Here is an 18,921-nt window from a genome sequence, read left to right as displayed (position 1 = left end):
AGTCCTCTCGTGTGATCAGCAGTGGGTGAGGAAGTGCGCCAGCACCTGGGTGCCGAACTTCAGCGCGTCGATGGGTACCCGCTCATCGACGCCATGGAACAGCGACGAGAAATCCAGGTCCGGCGGCAGCCGCAGCGGGCTGAAGCCGAAACAGCGAATTCCCAAGCGCATGAACGACTTTGCGTCGGTACCGCCGGAAAGCATATACGGCACGGTCCGGCCGTCCGGGTCGACCGCCAACACTGCGGCGTTCATCGCGTCGACCAGTTCACCGTCGAATGACGTTTCGTAGGGAGTCAGGTTCCTGATCCATTCCCGGGTGACGTCGGGACCCAGCAGCGCGTCCACCTCGGCCTCGAACGCCGCGAGCCGCCCGGGTAGCACGCGGCAGTCGATCACCGCCTCCGCCGTCGCCGGCACCACATTGGCCTTGTAGCCAGCCTTGAGCATGGTCGGGTTCGCGGTGTCGTGCAGCACCGCCTTGAGCATCCGGGCCATCGGGCCGAGTTTTTCGATCACGCCGTCCAGGTCGGGCGAGGTGACGTCGAATGTGAGGCCGGTTTCCTCGCTGACGGCGGCCAGGAATTCGGCCACCGTGTCGGTTACCACCAAGGGAAATTGATGACGGCCCAGGCGCGCGACGGCTTCGGCGAGGGCAACGACAGCGTTGTTGTCGTGCACCATCGACCCGTGTCCCGCCCGGCCCCGGGCCGTAAGCCGCATCCACTGGATGCCCTTCTCGGCCGTCTCCACCAGATAGAGGCGGCGCTCACCGCCGTCGCGGCGCGGCACCGTCAGGGAGAATCCGCCGACCTCACCGATCGCCTCGGTGACGCCTTCGAACAGGTCGGGCCGGTTGTTGACCAACCATTGCGCCCCGTAGGTGCCGCCGTGTTCTTCGTCTGCCAGGAACGCGAAGACCAGGTCGCGGGGCGGGACGATACCGGCACGCTTGAAGTGCCGGGCCAGCACCAGCGTCATGCCGACCATGTCCTTCATGTCGACGGCGCCGCGGCCCCAGACGTAGCCGTTCTCGATTGCCCCGGAGAACGGGTGCACGCTCCAATCGGCGGGCTCGGCCGGCACCACGTCGAGATGTCCGTGGACCAGCAGGGCGCCGCGCGAGGGGTCAGCGCCGGGCAGCCGGGCGAACACGTTGCCCCGGCCCGGGGCGCCTGATTCGACGTACTCGGTCTGGTAGCCGACCTCGGCGAGCTGTTCGGCGATCCACCGGGCGCACTCGGCTTCGCCCTTTGTCGTCTCGAGGTCGCCGGTGTTGGTGGTGTCGAATTGGATCAACCGGCTGACGACCCCGGCGACTTCGTCTCGCGGATCGGTCGAGTCGCTCGGGTCGCCGGGCGCCGCGCTCGCCCCAATCTCACGGGTCACAGTCACCCTTACTACCACTGGTCTGCAGCTGGTGTCGTCGAGGCCGATTGGGCCGGTGTGATTCGATCCGATAACCTTAGCTGCCAACTCAGTTGGTCTGGTCCGAGTGGCGGAATGGCAGACGCGCTAGCTTGAGGTGCTAGTGCCCTACTAATGGGCGTGGGGGTTCAAGTCCCCCCTCGGACACCCGCATGGGGCCCATCTTGGTACCCACTTTGGTACCCGCGAGCGCCCCCTTGCAGTCGTAGGCTGGGTGGTGCCAGCAGCCGAAAGTATGACCATGAACCCACCAAGTCACTTCCTGCGGCGCACTGCCACCCGAAGGTTTCGGGATCGCCGGGAGGCAGGTCGCGTACTAGCCGACGCCCTGACGCCCTATCGCGCCAACCCGGGGGTGCTGGTGCTGGGGCTGGCTCGCGGTGGTGTGCCCGTCGCGTGGGAAGTGGCCGCAGCTCTGGGCGCCGACCTCGATGTGTTCCTGGTGCGCAAGCTCGGGGTGCCGCACTGGCCGGAGCTGGCGATGGGTGCGCTGGCCAGTGGCGGCCGAGTGGTGATGAATGACGACGTGGTGTCCAGCCTGGGCATCGGCGAGCAGCAGATCCGCGCGGTCATCGACAGCGAGACCGCGGAACTGGAACGACGGGAGCAAGCGTATCGGGGCGGGCGCCCGGTGGCCGACCCGTCCGATCGTGTGGTGATCCTCGTCGACGACGGCATCGCTACTGGGGCAAGCATGCTGGCCGCGGTGCACGCGGTGCGGGCCGGCAAACCGCGGCAGGTGGTCGTCGCCGTCCCGGTCGGGCCGCTGTCGGCCTGCCGGCAACTCTCCGCGGAGGCCGACGACGTGGTGTGCGCGACCATGCCGGCCGCGTTCGATGCTGTCGGGCAGGTCTACGCGGATTTCCACCAGGTCAGCGATGACGAGGTGCGCGAGCTGCTGGCCGCCCCGACCGGCGGCACCCCGGCCGGCTGATTACTTGGCGCCCTCGTCGCGCGCTGTCGCGGATTCGGAGTCTGTTTCGGAGCCGTCGGCCTCATCGGGGTAGTCGACGGCCTCAGACTCGGCTTGCTCGGTTGCCTCGCCGGCGCCGTCACCGTTCTCGTCGTCTTCCTCGTCGTGTCCTTCGGCGTCGCGGTGCTGGCGTTCCCGCACCGCGTCGACGATCAACAGGATCACGCCGAGCACGCTGGCACCGATACAGACCCATGCGACCAGCTCGTTGCTGGTCACGACCGCGAATACCAGGGCGACGAGCCCGATGAGGGCGAGTACGAGAGCAATGATCAGCATTGGTCACCCTCCGGCCGGTGTCGGTCGATGGCGGCGGGGGGTCAGGCCCGCCGCACGCCCACGCGGCTCCCGGCTAGTTGTTTCCTCGGTTGAATTGGTCGAACCCACCGGCATCGGCGCTGGAATCCACCGGAGCCGCCGACCCGCGCTGGCCGAGCTCTTCCAGCTGAGATTCGAGGTAGGTCTTGAGCCGCGTGCGGTACTCCCGCTCGAAGGTCCGCAACTGTTCGAGGCGACCTTCCAGCACGGTGCGCTGCTGGTTGATGGTTCCCATGATCTCGGAATGCTTGCGTTCGGCGTCGGCCTGCAGGGCGTCGGCTTTCTCTTGCGCCTGACGCAGCTGTGTCTCGGAGCGGGACTGGGCGTCGGCGAGCATGGCGTCCGCACGCTGGCGCGCCTCGGCGACAGTGGTCTCGGCGGTGTGCCGGGCCTCGCTGAGGATCTGGTCGGCGTTCGCGCGGGCATCGGCGAGCATCTTGTCCGACTCGGCCTTTGCGGTGCTGGTCAGGCGGTCCGCCGTGTCCTGGGCCAGGCTGAGCACGCGCGCGGCCTTGAGCGCCTGTTCCTCGTTGCTGCTGCTGGGCTGGGCCGGGGCTGCAACCGGCGCCGGCTTGACCGGCTCTGGCTCGGGCTCGTAGGACGGGATCGGCTGAGCGACCGTCGGAGCCGCGGCGCCACCCCCGCCGCCAGCGGCCAACTCCTGGTCCAGCTCGGCGATCCGCTGACGCAGATCCGAGTTCTCCTCGATGAGCCGGGTCAGCTCGTTCTCAACCAGGTCAAGGAAGGCGTCGACCTCATCTTCGTTGTACCCGCGCTTGCCGATAGGCGGCTTACTGAACGCCACATTGTGGACGTCGGCAGGTGTAAGCGGCATTCTTTGTCCCCTCAAGTCCCTGGACGGTCGAACGATCTGGAAAGTCTAGAACGTAACGGTAGCCGTCGTGCAACTGCCGCCCATCCTGTCACACCAGACTCGGCGGTTGCCGATTGGAGTAATAAATAAGGAGCAATTTCAATCTCTAAGCCAATAAATCACGATTCTTAGATTCGAAAATCACGCGCATCAAACTTGTCTCCGAATCGTGGCCGAACCGTCTCTTTTCTAGAGCTTGGGAAGGCTCGGGAAAGTCGGCCGGAACTCAGGCGGCGGCGCTGAACGCCAGCTGCATGCCGATGAACGCGACGAGCAACAGCACCAGGATGGACAGGTCGAGTCGAACGGCGCCGATGGTGATCTGTGGGATGAGCCGACGGAGCAACTTCACCGGCGGATCGGTGATCGACATGATGATCTCGAGGATCACGACCGTGACGCCGGTGGGACGCCAGTCACGACTGAACGAACGGATCCACTCAATGACGACCCGGGCGATGAGCAGCAACCAGAAGGTGAACAGCACAAACCCGAGGATTTGAAAGAACAGCACCAACGAGAGCCCGACCTTATCGATGAGGATGACGAAACGCGTATCGCCGCCAACTATGCCGGCGACCGCCAGCCTACCGACCGCGCGCCGGCGCACACATCCGATGAGCGGGACCGGCAAACGCAAGGCCCGGTCGGCCAACGTGTGCTACCGGGCCGAGCGGCTGACAGTGGGGTTATTGGTAAGCGTAGAAACCGGTTTCGGCGATCCGCCGGCGCTCCTCCGGGGACACGTCGACGTCCGCGGGCGAGAGCAGGAACACCTTGGTCGCGACCTTGTCGAATGAGCCGCGCAGCGCGAAAGCCAGGCCGGCCGCGAAGTCGACCAGCCGCTTGGCGTCGGCGTTGTCCATCGACACCAGGTCCATGATCACCGGGGTGCCGTCGCGGAATCGCTCGCCGATGGTGCGCGCCTCGCTGTAGTCCTTGGGCCGCAGCGTGGTGATCTTCGACAGCGGATGCCCTTCCTCGAACATCATCGCCATCCGGCGCGGGTCCATCGCCAGCGCGCCGCGGGTCGAGTTGCGCAACCACGAGCCCAGGCGCGGGCGGCCCATGTCGGGACGGTCGAACTCGCGGGGCTGGAAGCGCGGCTCGTCGGCGTAGCCGCCGCGGTAGCTGCTGGGCGGCGGGTAGTCGGCGGGCTCAGGTCGCAGGTCACCGCGCGGGTCGCGACGCGGGTCGTCGTAATCGCGGTCGCGTCCTTCATAACGGCCGTATTCGTCGTCGAATCGGGGCCGCGGATATCCGCGTGACGGGGTGCGGTCGTCGTAATACTCGTCGTCGTAGTCCTCCATCGGCGCCATCCCGAAGTAGGCCTTGACCTTGTGCAGTGTGCTCATCGTTGCCCCTTAGTAGCCTGGGATATTTGTTGTCTGTGATGAAGGTGTGACTACAGTGACTATTCACGGTGACGGTAGCCGCCGTTGACCCAATAGCGCGGTACCGACACGCACACACGTCGAACCGTGTTTGACGGCGATTTCTAAGTCATTCGACATGCCGGCGGACAGGCCGACGGCTTGCGGGAATTCCCGACAAACCCGACTGTGTTCCGATTGCAGCTGGTCAAAGGCCCGTTCGGGCTCCCAGTCCAGCGGCGGGATGCCCATCAGACCGATCAATTCCAGGCTCTGAGCGCCGTCCACCTGCGCGCAGATTTCATCCACTGCGCCGGGTACGGCGATGTCGACCCCACCCCGCGAGACGTCCCCGTCCAGGCTGACTTGAACGTAGATCCGAAGTGGCTTGCTGCGGCGGTGTTCGGCCAGCGCACCGGTGACCGCACGGTCCAGCGCGGTCACCAGCTGGGGGCTGTCGACCGAATGCGCCGTGTGCGCCCAGCGGGCCAGCGCGCGGGCCTTCTTACGCTGAATCTGGCCGACCATGTGCCACTGCATTTCCCGCGAGTCGCTGCGCTGTGACCCCGCCAACAAGCGCGTGAGTTCGGTCACCTTGGCCGCGGCTTCCTGTTCTCGGGATTCGCCAACGGCCCGACATCCCAATCGGGACAAAATCGCAACATCGGTTGCTGGGAAGAATTTCGTAATCGGCAGAAGTTCTATTTCGGCAACATTGCGGCCAGCCGACTCGGCGGCGCGCGCCAGCCGTGATCGCACCGCCGCCAACGCGCGCGTCAATTCCGATTGGCGCTCCGTTTGCGCTGAGTCTTCCACCGCCATCGCGGTCATTCCATCCACACCAGCGACGCCAGCCGGCCCGTCGGCGCCGCGCGCCGGTGGCTGAACAGCGTCGGGTCGGCCACCGTGCAGCGTGGGTCGACCTCGATGGATGTCACACCCAAATCACGTAGCTGAGCGGCGATTCCGGCACGCAAGTCCAGTCCGGGGGTGCCCTTCGCGGTGGTGGTGCGGCTACCCGGTAGCGCCGCCTCCACCTCGACGGCCATCGCCGCAGGCACTTCGTAGTTGGCGCCGCTGACCGCCGGCCCGAGCAGGGCGGAGATGTCGCCGGTCTGCGCACCCAACCCCAGCATCACCTCGACCGCCCGGGCCACCACGCCGTGCTGTGCTCCGACGCGCCCGGCGTGAACTGCCCCGATCACTCCGGCCCGTGCATCGGCCAGCAGCACCGGCACACAATCGGCCGTCACCACGGCCAGGGCCAACCGGGGCGTTGCGGTGACCACGCCGTCGGTGTCGGGCAGGGGGTCACCCGGCGGTCCGTCGACCACCTCGATGCGCGTGCCGTGCACCTGGTTCATCCACACCACCCGGTCGGCGGGCAGGCCGGTCGCCGCGATCAGCCGGGCTCGGTTGGCCCGCACGGCTTCCGGGTCGTCACCGACGTGGTCGCCGAGGTTGAAGGTGTCGAACGGCGGTTTCGACACACCGCCCGCCCGGGTCGTGGTCACCCGACGGATACGAACGCTCACGTGCCCAGTATCCGGAACCCGTTGCCCGCCAAGTTGCATCGACGTCAAGCCGCGCTCGGTTTGTCGCGTACTGGCAAGCAAAACGAGACCTCAGCGGCGCATGAAGGGCGGCACGTCGACATCGTCGTCGTCACCGCCGATGCTCAGCGTCGCGCCGTTTGTGTGAATCGGGACGCTGACGGCGTCGACCGGCTCGAACAACGTGGACGTGAGCTTGCCGGCCTTGGCCGACTCGATGCGGTGCGCCCCGCCGGTCTCGGTGCCGGTGACCGGCTTGCGGCCCGGTCCCGCGTCGAAGCCCGCCGCAATCACCGTGACACGCACCTCGTCGCCGAGCGAGTCGTCGATGACCGTGCCGAAGATGATGTTGGCGTCCTGGTGGGCGGCGTCCTGCACCAACGAGGCCGCCTCATTGATCTCGAACAGACCGAGGTCGCTGCCGCCGGCGATGGACATCAGCACGCCCTGGGCACCTTCCATCGAGGCTTCCAGCAGCGGCGAGTTGATGGCGATTTCGGCGGCCTTGAGCGACCGGCCCTCGCCGCGCGCCGAGCCGATACCCATCAGGGCGGTGCCGGCGCCGGACATGATCCCCTTGACGTCGGCGAAGTCGACGTTGATCAGACCCGGCGTGGTGATCAGGTCGGTGATGCCCTGAACGCCGTTGAGCAGCACCTCGTCGGCGCTGCGGAAGGCATCCATCAACGACACCGCCGCGTCACCCATCTGCAGCAGCCGGTCGTTGGGGATGACGATCAAGGTGTCGCAGCTTTCCCGCAGCGCCGCGATGCCGTTCTCGGCCTGGTTGCTGCGCCGCTTGCCCTCGAAGGAGAACGGCCGGGTTACCACGCCGACGGTCAACGCCCCGAGTTTGCGGGCGATGCTGGCGACGACGGGCGCGCCGCCGGTGCCGGTGCCGCCACCCTCGCCCGCGGTGACGAACACCATGTCGGCCCCGCGCAGCAGCTCCTCGATCTCCTCCTTGGCGTCCTCGGCGGCCTTCTTGCCGACCTCGGGGTCGGCGCCGGCGCCCAGCCCGCGCGTGGAGTCGCGGCCGACGTCCAGCTTGACGTCGGCGTCGCTCATCAACAAGGCCTGCGCGTCGGTGTTGATCGCGATGAACTCGACGCCCTTCAGGCCTTGCTCGATCATCCGGTTGACGGCATTGACGCCGCCACCACCAATGCCCACGACCTTGATGACGGCCAGATAGTTATGTGGGGGGGTCATCATTCGTCTTCCTCCCTGATGGGCTTAATTCCGTAGTCCGCTGCGGTGTGTCTGCTTGCAAAACCCTCAACCTCAACCATAGAGTTAGAGTTATGTCAAGTAGTTCCGCGTAACCAGAACCGTATGGGTACGACGGGCACTAGCCGCGCAGGCGCGCCGACGCGCCACGCGTAATTTTTCGTTGCGTTGCTTGCGCGAGCAGACGCGAAAGCCCCTCATTTCGGCACGAAATGGGGCTTTCGCGTCTGCTTGCGCTACTTAACTGTGGGCAGGTCGGGGCTGGACACGTCATAGGTGCGGCCCGGCTGCGTCAGCAACGCCGCCAGCTTCTCCGCTTTCTCGTCGGCCCGGTCGGTCGTCCCCCAGATCACCACCCGCCCGTCGGACAGCGTGAGAGTGATCGACGACACCGACGGGGCCGCAATCCGGCCCACCTGACCCGCGACCTCCGGCCGCAGCGCCATCAGCACCTTCAACGCCGCCAGGGTGGCGGGATCGGTGGGACCGGGGTTTTCGACCTCGATATAGGGCAAGGCCGGTGGCGGCGGATCGGTCGCAAAGTCGACACCGTCGCGGTCGAACAGGTGCGGGCCGTCCGGAAAGTCCTTCACCACCACCGGGACCCGCTCGACGATGGTGATCCGCAGCGCCGACGGGTACTGCCGCTGCACCCGCGCGCTGGCCACCCGCCGGATGGCCGCCACCCGGTCGGCGACGTCGTTGGTGTTGATCTGCAGCAGCGGCGTGCCGATCCGCACCTGCGCCGCGTCCAGCACGTCCTCGCGGGTCACCACGCCGGTCCCGGTGACGACGATGGTGCGGGCCGACATCGCCGGCGTGAAGTAGAGGATCAGCGCCAGTCCGACGCCGACCACCAGCAGCAGGATCGTCGCCAGCAGCATCTTCAACCCCCGAACCACCCCGCGCGCAACGGGTTTGGGCTCGGTGTGGACGTGGCCGCGGGCGCGGCGCTTGGCCTCGCGGCGGGCATGTTCGATCGCCATGGCGCGGGCCTGAGCAGCGCGGCGTTCGGCGCGCTCGCGGCGGGCACGCCGGCGCGGACCCTCGAAGTCCTCTTCTGTGGCGGGTTCTTCACCGGTTTCCGGCTCGGCCTGGTCCTGGGTCTGCGCGGTGGCGATCGGTTCGGTGGCCGACTCGTCGGCGGCGTTCGCCTCGGCGGCCTCCCCCGCCGGTTTGGCGGCCGGCTCGGCGGCCGGGCCGTTCGCCACCAGGTCGGTCGGTTGACCGTCGGGAGGCTCGGTCACTGCAGAACCCCCGGGCGGCCGGGCGCGCCGCGGTTGGCCCGCAGCCGCAGCTCGGTCACGATCTCAGGGCCCAGCAGGGTCACGTCGCCCGCGCCCATGGTCACGACGACATCGCCGGCACCGGCGGCGGCGGCCACCCGCCGCGCCACCGTTGAGAAGTCCGGCAGGTAGTGGACGGGCACGCTGACGTGTTCAGCGACGCTGGCGCCGCTGATGCCGGCCAACGGTTGCTCGCGCGCGCCGTACACGTCGAGCACGAACACCTCGTCGGCGCCGTTCAGCGCCGCACCGAACTCTGGAGCGAAAGCCTTTGTGCGCGAATACAAGTGGGGCTGGAACACCACCATGGACCGGCCGCCGCCGCCCTGCTGGACCAACGCCCGCACCGCGGCCAGGGTGGCGGCGATCTCGGTCGGGTGGTGGGCGTAGTCGTCGAACACCCGCACCCCGTGCGCGGTGCCGACCAGTTCGAAGCGGCGGCGCACACCTTCGAAGGTGGCCAATCCGTCCAGCACGTCGTCGACCGGCGCGCCGATTTCGACGGCGGCCAGCAGCGCGGCCAGCGCGTTTAGGGCCATGTGGCGGCCGGGCACCGACAACCGCATCACCCGCTGTTGCGCCTCGCCGGCAAGCTGGATGTGCGCGACCGCCTCGGTGCCGCGCTGCTCCCAAGACACCAGGGTCGCGGCCTGCGGCTCGGCCACCGACGCGTCGGACACCGACCCGTAGCGCAGCACCCGGATCCCCAGCTCGGCGGTGCGCCGGGCCAGGGCCGCCGAACCCGGGTCGTCGGTGCACACCACCAAGGCGCCCCCGGGGGCGAGCCGCTCCACGAACGAGTCGAACACCCCGACGTAGGCGTCGGTGCTGCCGTAGAAGTCCAGGTGGTCGGACTCGATGTTGGTGACAACGGCGACGTTCGGGGTGTATTCCAGCAGTGTGCCGTCGCTCTCGTCGGCCTCCGCGACGAAGTAGTCGCCGCTGCCATGGTGGGCGTTGGTGCCGGCCTCCCCCAGCTCGCCGCCGACCGCGAACGACGGATCGCGCCCGCAGTGCTGCAGCGCGACAACCAGCATCGAGGTCGTGGTCGTCTTGCCGTGCGTGCCGGTGACCATCAGGGTGGTCCGTCCGGCCATCAACTTGGCCAGCACCGCCGGGCGCAACACCACCGGGATGCCGCGACGACGGGCCTCGACCAGCTCCGGGTTGGTCTTGGGAATCGCGGCGTGGGTGGTGATGACCGCGGTCACGCCGCCGGGCAGCAGATCCAGCGACGACGCGTCATGACCGATGCGGATCAGCGCGCCGCGCGCCCGCAGCGCGTGGATACCCCGGGACTCCTTGGCATCCGACCCCGAGACCAGCCCGCCCCGGTCCAGCAGGATGCGGGCGACTCCCGACATGCCGGCTCCGCCGATGCCGACCATGTGCACCCGCTGCAGCTCGGCTGGCAACTGCTCGGCGGTCACGGCCGGCCCCCGGGTGCCCGGGCCGACCGGACCCGGTGGGCCAGGTCCAGTGCCGCCTGAGCCACCTGCTGGGCCGCGTCGCGGTGTCCGACCTGCGCCGCGGCCGCGGTCATCGCCGCCAGCCGGGGCGCGTCGGTGAGCAGACCAGCCACCTCCCGCGCCACGAGGTCCGGCGTCAGGTCGGCGTCGGCGACCAGCATGCCGCCGCCGGCGTTGACCACCGGCAGCGCGTTGAGGCGCTGCTCACCGTTGCCGATCGGCAGCGGCACGTAGATGGCCGGCAGCCCGACCGCTGAAACCTCGGCCACCGTCATCGCCCCGGACCGGCAGATGGCCAGGTCGGCGGCGGAGTACGCCAGGTCCATCCGGTCCAGGTAGGGCACCGCGACGTAGGGCGGGTCACCGGGTTCGGGGGCGCGCAACTCGAGGGTGTTTTTCGGGCCGTGCGCGTGCAGCACGGACACACCCGCCGCGGCCAGGTCGGCGGCGGCCGCCGACACCGCCCGGTTCAGCGACACCGCCCCCTGCGACCCGCCGAACACCAGCAACACCCGGGCGTCGTCGGCGAAGCCGAAGTGAGCGCGGGCCTCGGCACGCAACGCGGTCCGATCCAGGGCCGTGATCGTCGCCCGCACCGGCACCCCGACCACCTCGGCACGCCGCAGACCCGAATCGGGCACCGCGGAAAGAATGCGGTCGGCGGTACGCGCGCCGACGCGGTTGGCGATCCCGGCCCGCGCGTTGGCTTCGTGGATCACCACTGGGATGCGGCGGCGCCGACCCCCGGGCAATCCGCGGGCGGCCAGGTAGGCCGGCAGCGCCACGTAGCCGCCGAACCCGACGACGACGTCGGCCTGCACGTTGTCCAGCACCGCACGGGTCTCCCGTACCGCGCGCCAGACCCGCGGCGGCAGCCGGGCCAGGTCGCCGCTGGGCTTGCGCGGCAACGGCACTGGGGTGATCAGCTCGAGGTGGTAGCCGCGCTCGGGCACCAGGCGCGTCTCCAGCCCGCGGGCGGTGCCCAGGGCGGTAATCCGGACCCGCGGATCCAGCGCGGTCAGAGCGTCGGCGACGGCCATCGCGGGCTCCACGTGTCCGGCGGTGCCGCCGCCGGCAAGGACCACCGATAACGCGCCACCGGCGGGCAGGGGATGAGCCCCTAGCCCGCCGGCCGATTGCCTGACCTGGTCATTCACCCGTAACGCTGACCTTCCAATGCGCGCACGCGCCGGCTGCGGCGCGCGCCGGCGTACTGCTGACCCGCTCCATTTTGCCTGTCCCGCAAATGAGCGGTACCCCCAGATCGACGGTTGGACCGTTCCGCCGATCGCGACAGCGCCGGCTGCGGCCGCCCGCCCGCCCGCCGTGGCGCCTCCCGGGGTCCTCGGCGGGCCGGCTGCGGAGCCGGCTTGGGGTGCGGGCGCTTGCGGTCGCGGAACGCCTCGAGACGAGTCGGCGAGTACGGCTCGGGCAGCGGCAACCGCAGCAACCGATTCACCTTGTCGTCGCGCCCGGCCCGCAGCGCCGCCACCGCCTCCGGTTCGTGCCGGGCGGCACTGGCGATGATGCCGATCTGGGTCAGGGTTGCGGCCGTGGACGTGCCGCCCGCGGAAATCAACGGCAACTGCAGGCCGGTGACCGGCAGCAGCCCGATCACATAGCCGATGTTGATGAACGCCTGGCCCAGCACCCACAGCGTGGTCGTCGCGGTCAACAGGCGCAGGAACGGGTCGGCCGAGCGCCGCGCGATGCGCATGCCGGTATAGGCGAACAGCCCGAACAGGCCGAGCAGACCCACAGCCCCGATCAGCCCCAGCTCCTCGCCGATGATCGCGAAGATGAAGTCGTTGTGCGCGTTGGGCAGATAGTTCCATTTGGCCACGCCCTGGCCCAGCCCGTCACCGAAGATGCCGCCGTGGGCCAGCGCGTACTTGGCCTGGCGGGCCTGGTAGCCGGAGTCCATCGGGTCGTCTTCGGGGTTGAGCCAGGACCGCACCCGGTCGGACCGGTATCCAGCCGACACGGCCAGGATTCCGCCGGCGACGAAGACCAGCGCCAACGAGGCGAGGAACACCTTCAGCGGGAATCCGGCGTACCACAGCAAACCGAGCAGGATGATGCCGAGCGAGACCGTCTGGCCCAGGTCGGGCTGCAGCACGATCAACGTCAGCGCCACGATCGCGGCGGGGACCAGCGGGATCAGCATCTCGCGCAGCGAGGCCCGCTCCATGCGCCGGGCGGCCAGTAGGTGCGCGCCCCAGATCGCGAACGCCATCTTGGTCAGCTCGGAGGGCTGCATGGAGAATCCGGCGATCACGAACCACCCGCGGGAGCCATTGGCTTCCTTGCCGATTCCGGGGACGAGCACCAGGACCAGCAACACGATGGTGAACGCGAAGCTGGTGAACGCGATGCGCCGCATGAACCGCACCGACATCCGCAGCGCGACGTAGCAGCCAATCAGGCCAACGACCGTCCACATCACCTGTTTGCCGAAGATCACCCACGCCGACCCGTCGTCGTCGTAGGAGCGCACCCCGGAGGCGGACAGCACCATGATCAGGCCGAGCGTGGTCAGCAGGGCGGCGACGGCGATGATCAAGTGGAACGACGTCATGGGCCGGCCCAGCCAGGCGCCGAAGCGGGTGCGCGGCCCGACGCGTTCGGGCTTCGGTGTTTTGTCGGACGCCTTCTCGGCGGGCGCCTCGGGGGCCGTTTCGGGTGCCTCCTCGGGGGCCGGTTCGGGGGCCGCCGCTTCGGCCTGCGCCGCGTCGACCGACGCGTCGGCCTCGGGCGCCGCGCCCACCTGGTCTGCCTTGTCCCGGCGACGCAGCCGGGAGAATGCCTTAGCCACCCCGCCTACCGGGCCGCGGCGCGTACGGCGGCCGCGAAGGCGTCGCCGCGTGCGGCGTATCCGCTGAACTGGTCGAACGACGCGCCAGCGGGTGCCAGCAACACCGTGTCGCCGGGCTTGGCCAGCTCTCGGGCCGCAGCCACCGCGGAGGTCATCACGCGAGTACCGATGGTCTCAGCACCGTCATTCACTTGTGTCACATCTGTAACAAGAGCCTCAGCAGTCGCATGCATCCCAACATCCTCGCCTGTAACAACCTGTACGACGGGGACATCGGGGGCGTGTCGTGATAACGCCTCGGCAACCTGCGCGCGATCGCGGCCGATCAGCACCGCTCCGACCAGCCTCGACGCGACGCGGGAGACCTCCGCGTCCACGGATGCGCCCTTGAGCAGGCCGCCGGCCAGCCACACGACCCGGGGGTAGGCCAGCACGGATGCCTCGGCGGCGTGCGGGTTGGTGGCCTTGGAATCGTCGACGTAGGTGACGCCGTCGAGGACGGCCACCACTTCGGAACGATGCCGGCCCAGTTTAAAGGCGACCAGCGCCTCAGCTATCGCCTCGGCGGGCACCCCGACGCTGCGCGCCAGCGCGGCCGCCGCCAGGGCGTCGAGCACGCCGACCGGCCCCGGCACGGGCAGCGAGGCAACCGGAAGCAACGGCAGCTGGTCGGCGAACGCCCGGTCGACGAGCTGCCCGCCGCGGACGCCCAGCTCCCCCTCGCCCGGTTCGCCGAGCCGGAAGCCGACGCGTATCGGGGCTGGAGCGGTGTCGCGCAGCGCGGCCGCCCGGGCGTCGTCCAGCCCGACGACGGCGACCCGGCCGGTCAGCGCCCGTGCCTTGGCGGCGGTGTAGTCGGCCATGGTGTGGTGCCAGTCCAGGTGGTCTTCGGCGATATTGAGCACCACGCCTGCCTCGGGCCGCAGCGACGGTGCCCAGAACAACTGAAAGCTGGACAGTTCCACGGCCAGCACATCGGCGGGCTGGTCCAGCACGTCGAGCACCGGGTCGCCGATGTTCCCGCACAGCAGGCTGCGTAATCCGCCGGCCACCAGCATGTCGTGCAGCATCGAGGTGGTGGTGGTTTTGCCGTTGGTGCCGGTGACCACCAGCCAGCGCCGTGGCGGCCCGAAGTGGCCGGCCGCGTCCAGTCGCCAGGCCAGCTCGACGTCGCCCCAGATGGGCACGCCCGCCGCGGCCGCGGCGGCCAGCACGGGCGTGGTCGGCTGGAAGCCGGGGCTGGTCACCACCAGCGCGAATTCGGCGATCCGGTCGGCCGCGGCCGCGGGGTCCAGCGTTGCCACGCCGTTGTCGGCGTGCGGGGCCAGCATCGCGGGATCCTCGTCGCACAGCGTCGGCACGGCACCGAACCGGGTCAGGGCGGCCAGCACCGCGCGGCCGGTCACCCGCGCCCCGGCGATCAGCACCGGCGCGCCGGGCGCCAAGGGGTTGAGCACGTCAGGCGCCGATCGTGGAAAGCCACTCACCGTAGAACAGGGCGACCCCCAGCCCGCAGGTGATCGCGGTGAGCAACCAGAACCGGATGATCACCGTGGTTTCGGCCCAGCCGACCAGCTCGAAATGGTGGTGGAACGGGGCCATCCGGAATACCCGGCGGCCGGTGGTACGGAAGGCCAGGATCTGCACCACCACCGAGGTGACCTCGGCAACGAACAGCGAACCCAGCACGACGGCGAGCATCTCGGTGCGGCTGGTCACCGACAGCCCGGCGATGATGCCGCCCAGCGCCAGCGACCCGGTGTCACCCATGAAGATCTTGGCCGGCGCGGCGTTCCACCACAGAAAGCCGATGCAGGCCCCGGCGGTGGCGGCGGCGATCAGGGCCAGGTCCAGCGGGTCGCGCACGTTGTAGCAGGCCAAGCCCGGCGCGGTGACGCAGGCGTTGCGGTACTGCCAGAAGGTGATCAGCACGTAGGCGCCGGTGACCATGGCCATGCAGCCCGCGGCCAGTCCGTCCAGCCCGTCGGTGAAGTTCACCGCGTTCGACCAGGCGCTGACCACGATGACGCAGAACAGGACGAACACCGCCGGCGCGAACGTCACGGTGGCGATCTCGCGCACATAGGACAGGTCCGCGCTGGCCGGGGTCAGCCCGGCGTTATTGGGAAACTGCAACACCAGCACCGCGAACAGGACGGCGGCGCTGATCTGCCCGATGGTCTTGGCCGTCTTGTTCAGGCCCAGGTTGCGCGACCGGCGGATCTTGATCAGGTCGTCGATGAATCCGACACCGCCCAGCGCGGTCGCCAACAGCAGAACCAGCAGCCCGGAGGCGGAGACGCCCTCACCGTCGAACGCCAGCCCGGCGAGGTGGGCGCCCAGGTAGCCCGCCCAGATGCCGGCCAGGATCGCCACCCCGCCCATCGATGGGGTGCCGCGCTTGCTGTGGTGGGTCGGGGGGCCGTCCTCACGGATCTGGTGGCCGAAGCCCTGCCTGGTGAACAGCCGGATCAGCGCCGGGGTGAGCAGGATGGACACGGTCACCGCGATGGCGACGGCGATCAGGATCTGTCTCACTGGCCTGCCGCCTCCTGGTCGGCGCCCGCCGCGACGAGCGCGTCGGCCAGCGCCCCAAGACCGGCGGAGTTGGACGCCTTGACCAGCACCACGTCCCCGGGCCGCAGCTCGGCGCGCAGCAGCGCCAAGGCGGCGTCGCGGTCCGGCACGCTGACGGCCTCACTCCCCCAGGAGCCCTCCATCACAGCTCCCTGGTGCATGGCGCTCATCGGCCTCCCGGTTCCCACGACAACGAGTCGAGACACATCTAATCGCACCGCGAGCCGGCCGACGCGATCGTGCTCGGATATCGCGTCGTCCCCGAGCTCGGCCATCTCGCCCAGCACCGCCCAGCTGCGGCGGCCCGCCGCGGCGGGGTCCGAGCCGCCGCGCGCAATCCATGCCAGCGCCTGCAATCCGGCCCGCATGGAGTCGGGGTTGGCGTTGTAGGCGTCGTCGATCACGGTCACCCCGTCGGCGCGGGTGGTGACCTGCATCCGGTGTCGCGACACCGGTCCCGCCGCGGCGAGCGCGTCCGCCACCTGATCGATGCCGGCGCCGCATTCCAGCGCGACCGCGGCGGCGCACATTGCGTTGCTGACCTGGTGGTCGCCGTATACCCCGAGCCGGATGTCGGCCTGCTGGTCACCGGCGTGCAGGGTGAACTGCGGCCGGGCCAGCTCGTCCAGCGTCACCGGCCCGGCCCAGACGTCACCCTGGGCGCTGCGGCTGACCCGGACCACCCGGGCCGCGGTCACCTGCGCCATCGCCGCCACGGCCGGGTCATCGGCGTTGAGGATGACCACCCCGGACGACGGAACAGCCTGCGGCAGTTCGGATTTGGTGCGAGCGATGGCTTCGCGGGAGCCGAACTCGCCCAGGTGTGCGGTGCCGACGTTGAGGACTACGCCGATGGACGGCGGTGCGATCTCGGCCAGCGCGGCGATATTGCCGGGGTGCCGCGCCGACATCTCCAGAATCAGGTAGTCGGTGTCGCGGGTGGCCCGCAACACCGTCCAGGGGTGACCCAGCTCGTTGTTGAACGATCCGGGGGGTGCCACCACCTCGCCCAGCGGGGCCAGCACCGCGGCCACCAGGTCCTTGGTCGACGTCTTGCCCGACGAGCCGGTGATCCCGATGATCGTCAAGCCGCCGGCCACCAGTTCGACGGCGACCGCCCGGGCCAGCCTGCCCAGCGCGGCCAGCACCGCCGCGCCCGATCCGTCGGCGTCGTGCTCGAGCACGCCGGCCCGGTCGTCGGCTGCGGCACGCGGGGCGACCACGATGGCGGGCACCCCGACCGGGCGGGCGGCCAGCACCGCGACGGCACCCGCCGCCACCGCCGAGGCCGCGTGGTCATGTCCATCGGCGCGGGCGCCGGGCAGCGCCAGGAACAGCCCGCCCGGACCAACGGCGCGCGAGTCGAACTCGACGGTGCCGGTGACGCGGGTGGCCGCGGCAAGGTCCGGGGAGATGTCGGACAGGATGCCGCCGACGATGTCGGCGATCTGGGCGATGGTCAGGTCGATCATCGGCGGCCCTGTAGGGCCTGTAGCGCCTGCGCGAGCTCTACCCGGTCGTCGAACGGGCGGGTCTGGTCGCCGACGCGCTGACCGGTCTCGTGGCCCTTGCCGGCGATCAGCACTACATCGCCGGGCCCGGCCCAGGCGACCGCGTGCCGGATGGCCTCGCGGCGGTCGCCGATCTCGACCACCGACGGCGCACCGGCGGCGCCGGCCAGGATCTCGCGGCGGATGGCGGCGGGATCCTCGCTGCGCGGGTTGTCGTCGGTGACGACGACCAGGTCGGCGAGTTCGGCGGCCACCGCGCCCATCGGTGCCCGTTTGCCCGGGTCGCGGTCGCCGCCGGCACCGAACACCACGGCCAGCCGGCGGCCCGGCCGGGCCAGGGTGGTCAGCACGGCGCGTAGCGCCCCCGGTTTGTGGGCGTAGTCGACCAGGGCCAGGAAATCCTGACCACGGTCCACCTGTTCGAGGCGCCCCGGAACCCGGGTCTGACGCAGACCCGGCGCCGCCTGCTCCGGGGATACCCCGACGGCATCCAGAATCGCCAGCGCCACAAGCGAATTGGCAATGTTGTAGTGCCCGGGCAGGTTGATCGCCACGCGGTGGTGTGCACCGGCGGGGTCGATGGCGGTGAACTCCTGCCCGGCGGCACCGCTGGGTGCGACGTCGACGGCGCGCCAGTGCGCGGGCTGATCGGTGACACTCACGGTGATCGCGTCACCGGCCCGGGCAGCCATGGCCCGCCCGGCGTCGTCGTCGACGCACACCACGACGGTGCGCGCCCGCAACGCGGAGGCGGGATCGAACAGCGCCGCCTTGGCCTCGAAGTAGGCCTCCATGCTCGGGTGGAAATCGAGGTGGTCGCGCGACAGGTTGGTGAAGGCGCCGACGGAGAATTCGGTGCCGTCCACCCGCCCGAGGGTCAGCGCGTGACTGGACACCTCCATTACCACGGTGTCCACCCCGCGTTCGGCCATCGCCGCGAACATGGCATGCAGCGCGGGGGCCTCCGGGGTGGTCAGCGCGCTGGGGATGTCGGCGCCGTCGATGCGGATGCCGATGGTGCCGACCAACCCGGCGACCCGGCCGGCGGCCCGCAGACCCGCTTCGACCAGATATGTCGTGGTGGTCTTGCCGGAGGTGCCGGTGATCCCGATGACCCGGACCCGGTCGGACGGGCGGCCGTAGACCGTGGCAGCCAGACCGCCCAGCACGCCGCGCGGTGCGGGGTGCACAAGGACCGGCACGGTGTCGGCGTGCGGACCCATCTCGAGGACTCCCTCGGCGTCGGTCAAGACCGCGACGGCGCCGCGTTCGATCGCCGCGCCGGCATGGCGGGCACCGTGGGTGACCGACCCGGGCAGGGCGGCGAACAGGTCACCGGGCCGCACATCCTGGCCCCGCAACGTCACGCCGGTGACGGGCACATCGGTGACGGTGCCGCTGTGCGCGGACACGGCGCCGACCTGCGCGGCCAGGGCGGCCAGCGACACGCCCGCGCCGGCGCTGGGACGCAGATCCGTGGGCACGGCTGCCACTGCGTCATCACCTCCCGTCCG

General features: G+C 69.7%; 17 protein-coding genes and 1 tRNA gene. 2 read left to right on the top strand and 16 right to left on the bottom strand.

The genetic code is table 11. From position 1 onward, the window contains the following. Window positions 1-15: 15 nt before the first annotated feature. The gene (locus BN972_RS15655; RefSeq protein WP_099051145.1) at window positions 16-1,377 is read right to left on the bottom strand and encodes a M20/M25/M40 family metallo-hydrolase; all 1,362 of its coding nucleotides are present in this window, start codon (window positions 1,375-1,377) and stop codon (window positions 16-18) included. A 112-nt stretch (window positions 1,378-1,489) separates the two neighbouring features. Between BN972_RS15655 and BN972_RS15650 the strand changes: the two genes are divergently transcribed. Then, a tRNA-Leu gene (locus tag BN972_RS15650) sits at window positions 1,490-1,575 on the top strand. A gap of 94 nt (window positions 1,576-1,669) precedes the next feature. Continuing rightward, the gene (locus BN972_RS15645; RefSeq protein WP_036361003.1) at window positions 1,670-2,362 is read left to right on the top strand and encodes a phosphoribosyltransferase; all 693 of its coding nucleotides are present in this window, start codon (window positions 1,670-1,672) and stop codon (window positions 2,360-2,362) included. Here BN972_RS15645 and BN972_RS15640 read toward each other — a convergent pair whose 3' ends face one another. The 15 genes from BN972_RS15640 to BN972_RS15570 form a co-directional block, all read right to left on the bottom strand. Further along, window positions 2,363-2,680 carry an SUR7/PalI family protein gene (locus BN972_RS15640; protein WP_036359506.1) on the bottom strand — a complete coding sequence of 106 codons (318 nt, stop codon included), beginning with the start codon at window positions 2,678-2,680 and terminating at the stop codon, window positions 2,363-2,365. A 73-nt stretch (window positions 2,681-2,753) separates the two neighbouring features. After that, a complete protein-coding gene (gene wag31, locus BN972_RS15635) occupies window positions 2,754-3,554 on the bottom strand; it encodes a DivIVA-like cell division protein Wag31 (protein WP_036359503.1) in 801 nt (266 codons plus the stop codon). A gap of 265 nt (window positions 3,555-3,819) precedes the next feature. Further along, window positions 3,820-4,110 (bottom strand): YggT family protein, encoded by a 291-nt coding sequence (locus tag BN972_RS15630; RefSeq protein WP_036361001.1) that lies wholly within the window; start codon window positions 4,108-4,110, stop codon window positions 3,820-3,822. A gap of 172 nt (window positions 4,111-4,282) precedes the next feature. After that, entirely contained in the window at window positions 4,283-4,948 is a 666-nt protein-coding gene (locus BN972_RS15625) for a cell division protein SepF (RefSeq protein WP_036359500.1), read from the bottom strand. A 63-nt stretch (window positions 4,949-5,011) separates the two neighbouring features. Next, entirely contained in the window at window positions 5,012-5,788 is a 777-nt protein-coding gene (locus tag BN972_RS15620) for a YggS family pyridoxal phosphate-dependent enzyme (protein ID WP_036360999.1), read from the bottom strand. A gap of 5 nt (window positions 5,789-5,793) precedes the next feature. Further along, on the bottom strand, window positions 5,794-6,501 hold the full coding sequence (gene pgeF, locus BN972_RS15615; protein ID WP_036359497.1) for a peptidoglycan editing factor PgeF: 708 nt from the start codon (window positions 6,499-6,501) through the stop codon (window positions 5,794-5,796). 90 nt (window positions 6,502-6,591) lie between these two features. Next, window positions 6,592-7,731, bottom strand: coding sequence for a cell division protein FtsZ (gene ftsZ, locus BN972_RS15610; protein ID WP_036360997.1), 1,140 nt, complete (start codon window positions 7,729-7,731; stop codon window positions 6,592-6,594). Between the two features lie 254 nt (window positions 7,732-7,985). Further along, window positions 7,986-8,960, bottom strand: a complete 975-nt coding sequence (locus BN972_RS15605; RefSeq protein ID WP_036360995.1) for a cell division protein FtsQ/DivIB — start codon at window positions 8,958-8,960, stop codon at window positions 7,986-7,988. 32 nt (window positions 8,961-8,992) lie between these two features. Then, window positions 8,993-10,465, bottom strand: a complete 1,473-nt coding sequence (murC, locus tag BN972_RS15600) for a UDP-N-acetylmuramate--L-alanine ligase (protein WP_036359495.1) — start codon at window positions 10,463-10,465, stop codon at window positions 8,993-8,995. Then, window positions 10,462-11,661, bottom strand: coding sequence for an undecaprenyldiphospho-muramoylpentapeptide beta-N-acetylglucosaminyltransferase (gene murG / locus BN972_RS15595; RefSeq protein WP_036359492.1), 1,200 nt, complete (start codon window positions 11,659-11,661; stop codon window positions 10,462-10,464). The genes murC and murG overlap by 4 nt, the downstream gene beginning before the upstream one ends. Next, on the bottom strand, window positions 11,658-13,319 hold the full coding sequence (ftsW, locus tag BN972_RS15590; protein ID WP_036359490.1) for a putative lipid II flippase FtsW: 1,662 nt from the start codon (window positions 13,317-13,319) through the stop codon (window positions 11,658-11,660). The genes murG and ftsW overlap by 4 nt, the downstream gene beginning before the upstream one ends. Window positions 13,320-13,324: 5 nt before the next feature. After that, complete coding sequence (gene murD / locus BN972_RS15585; RefSeq protein ID WP_036359488.1) at window positions 13,325-14,776, bottom strand: UDP-N-acetylmuramoyl-L-alanine--D-glutamate ligase; 1,452 nt, start codon at window positions 14,774-14,776, stop codon at window positions 13,325-13,327. A 1-nt stretch (window position 14,777) separates the two neighbouring features. Further along, the gene (gene mraY / locus BN972_RS15580; RefSeq protein WP_036359486.1) at window positions 14,778-15,857 is read right to left on the bottom strand and encodes a phospho-N-acetylmuramoyl-pentapeptide-transferase; all 1,080 of its coding nucleotides are present in this window, start codon (window positions 15,855-15,857) and stop codon (window positions 14,778-14,780) included. Then, window positions 15,854-17,368, bottom strand: a complete 1,515-nt coding sequence (locus BN972_RS15575; RefSeq protein WP_036359484.1) for a UDP-N-acetylmuramoyl-tripeptide--D-alanyl-D-alanine ligase — start codon at window positions 17,366-17,368, stop codon at window positions 15,854-15,856. The genes mraY and BN972_RS15575 overlap by 4 nt, the downstream gene beginning before the upstream one ends. Continuing rightward, window positions 17,365-18,900, bottom strand: coding sequence for a UDP-N-acetylmuramoyl-L-alanyl-D-glutamate--2,6-diaminopimelate ligase (locus tag BN972_RS15570; protein ID WP_036359481.1), 1,536 nt, complete (start codon window positions 18,898-18,900; stop codon window positions 17,365-17,367). Before BN972_RS15570 ends, BN972_RS15575 begins: the two co-directional genes overlap by 4 nt. Between the last annotated feature and the right edge of the window lie 21 nt (window positions 18,901-18,921).

Origin of the sequence: Mycobacterium asiaticum DSM 44297 (genome assembly GCF_000613245.1) — a bacterium.
GTDB classification, from domain to species: Bacteria; Actinomycetota; Actinomycetes; order Mycobacteriales; family Mycobacteriaceae; genus Mycobacterium; species Mycobacterium asiaticum.
The sequence above is the reverse complement of the archived record's forward strand: the minus strand, read 5'-3'. Positions and strand labels throughout refer to the sequence as shown.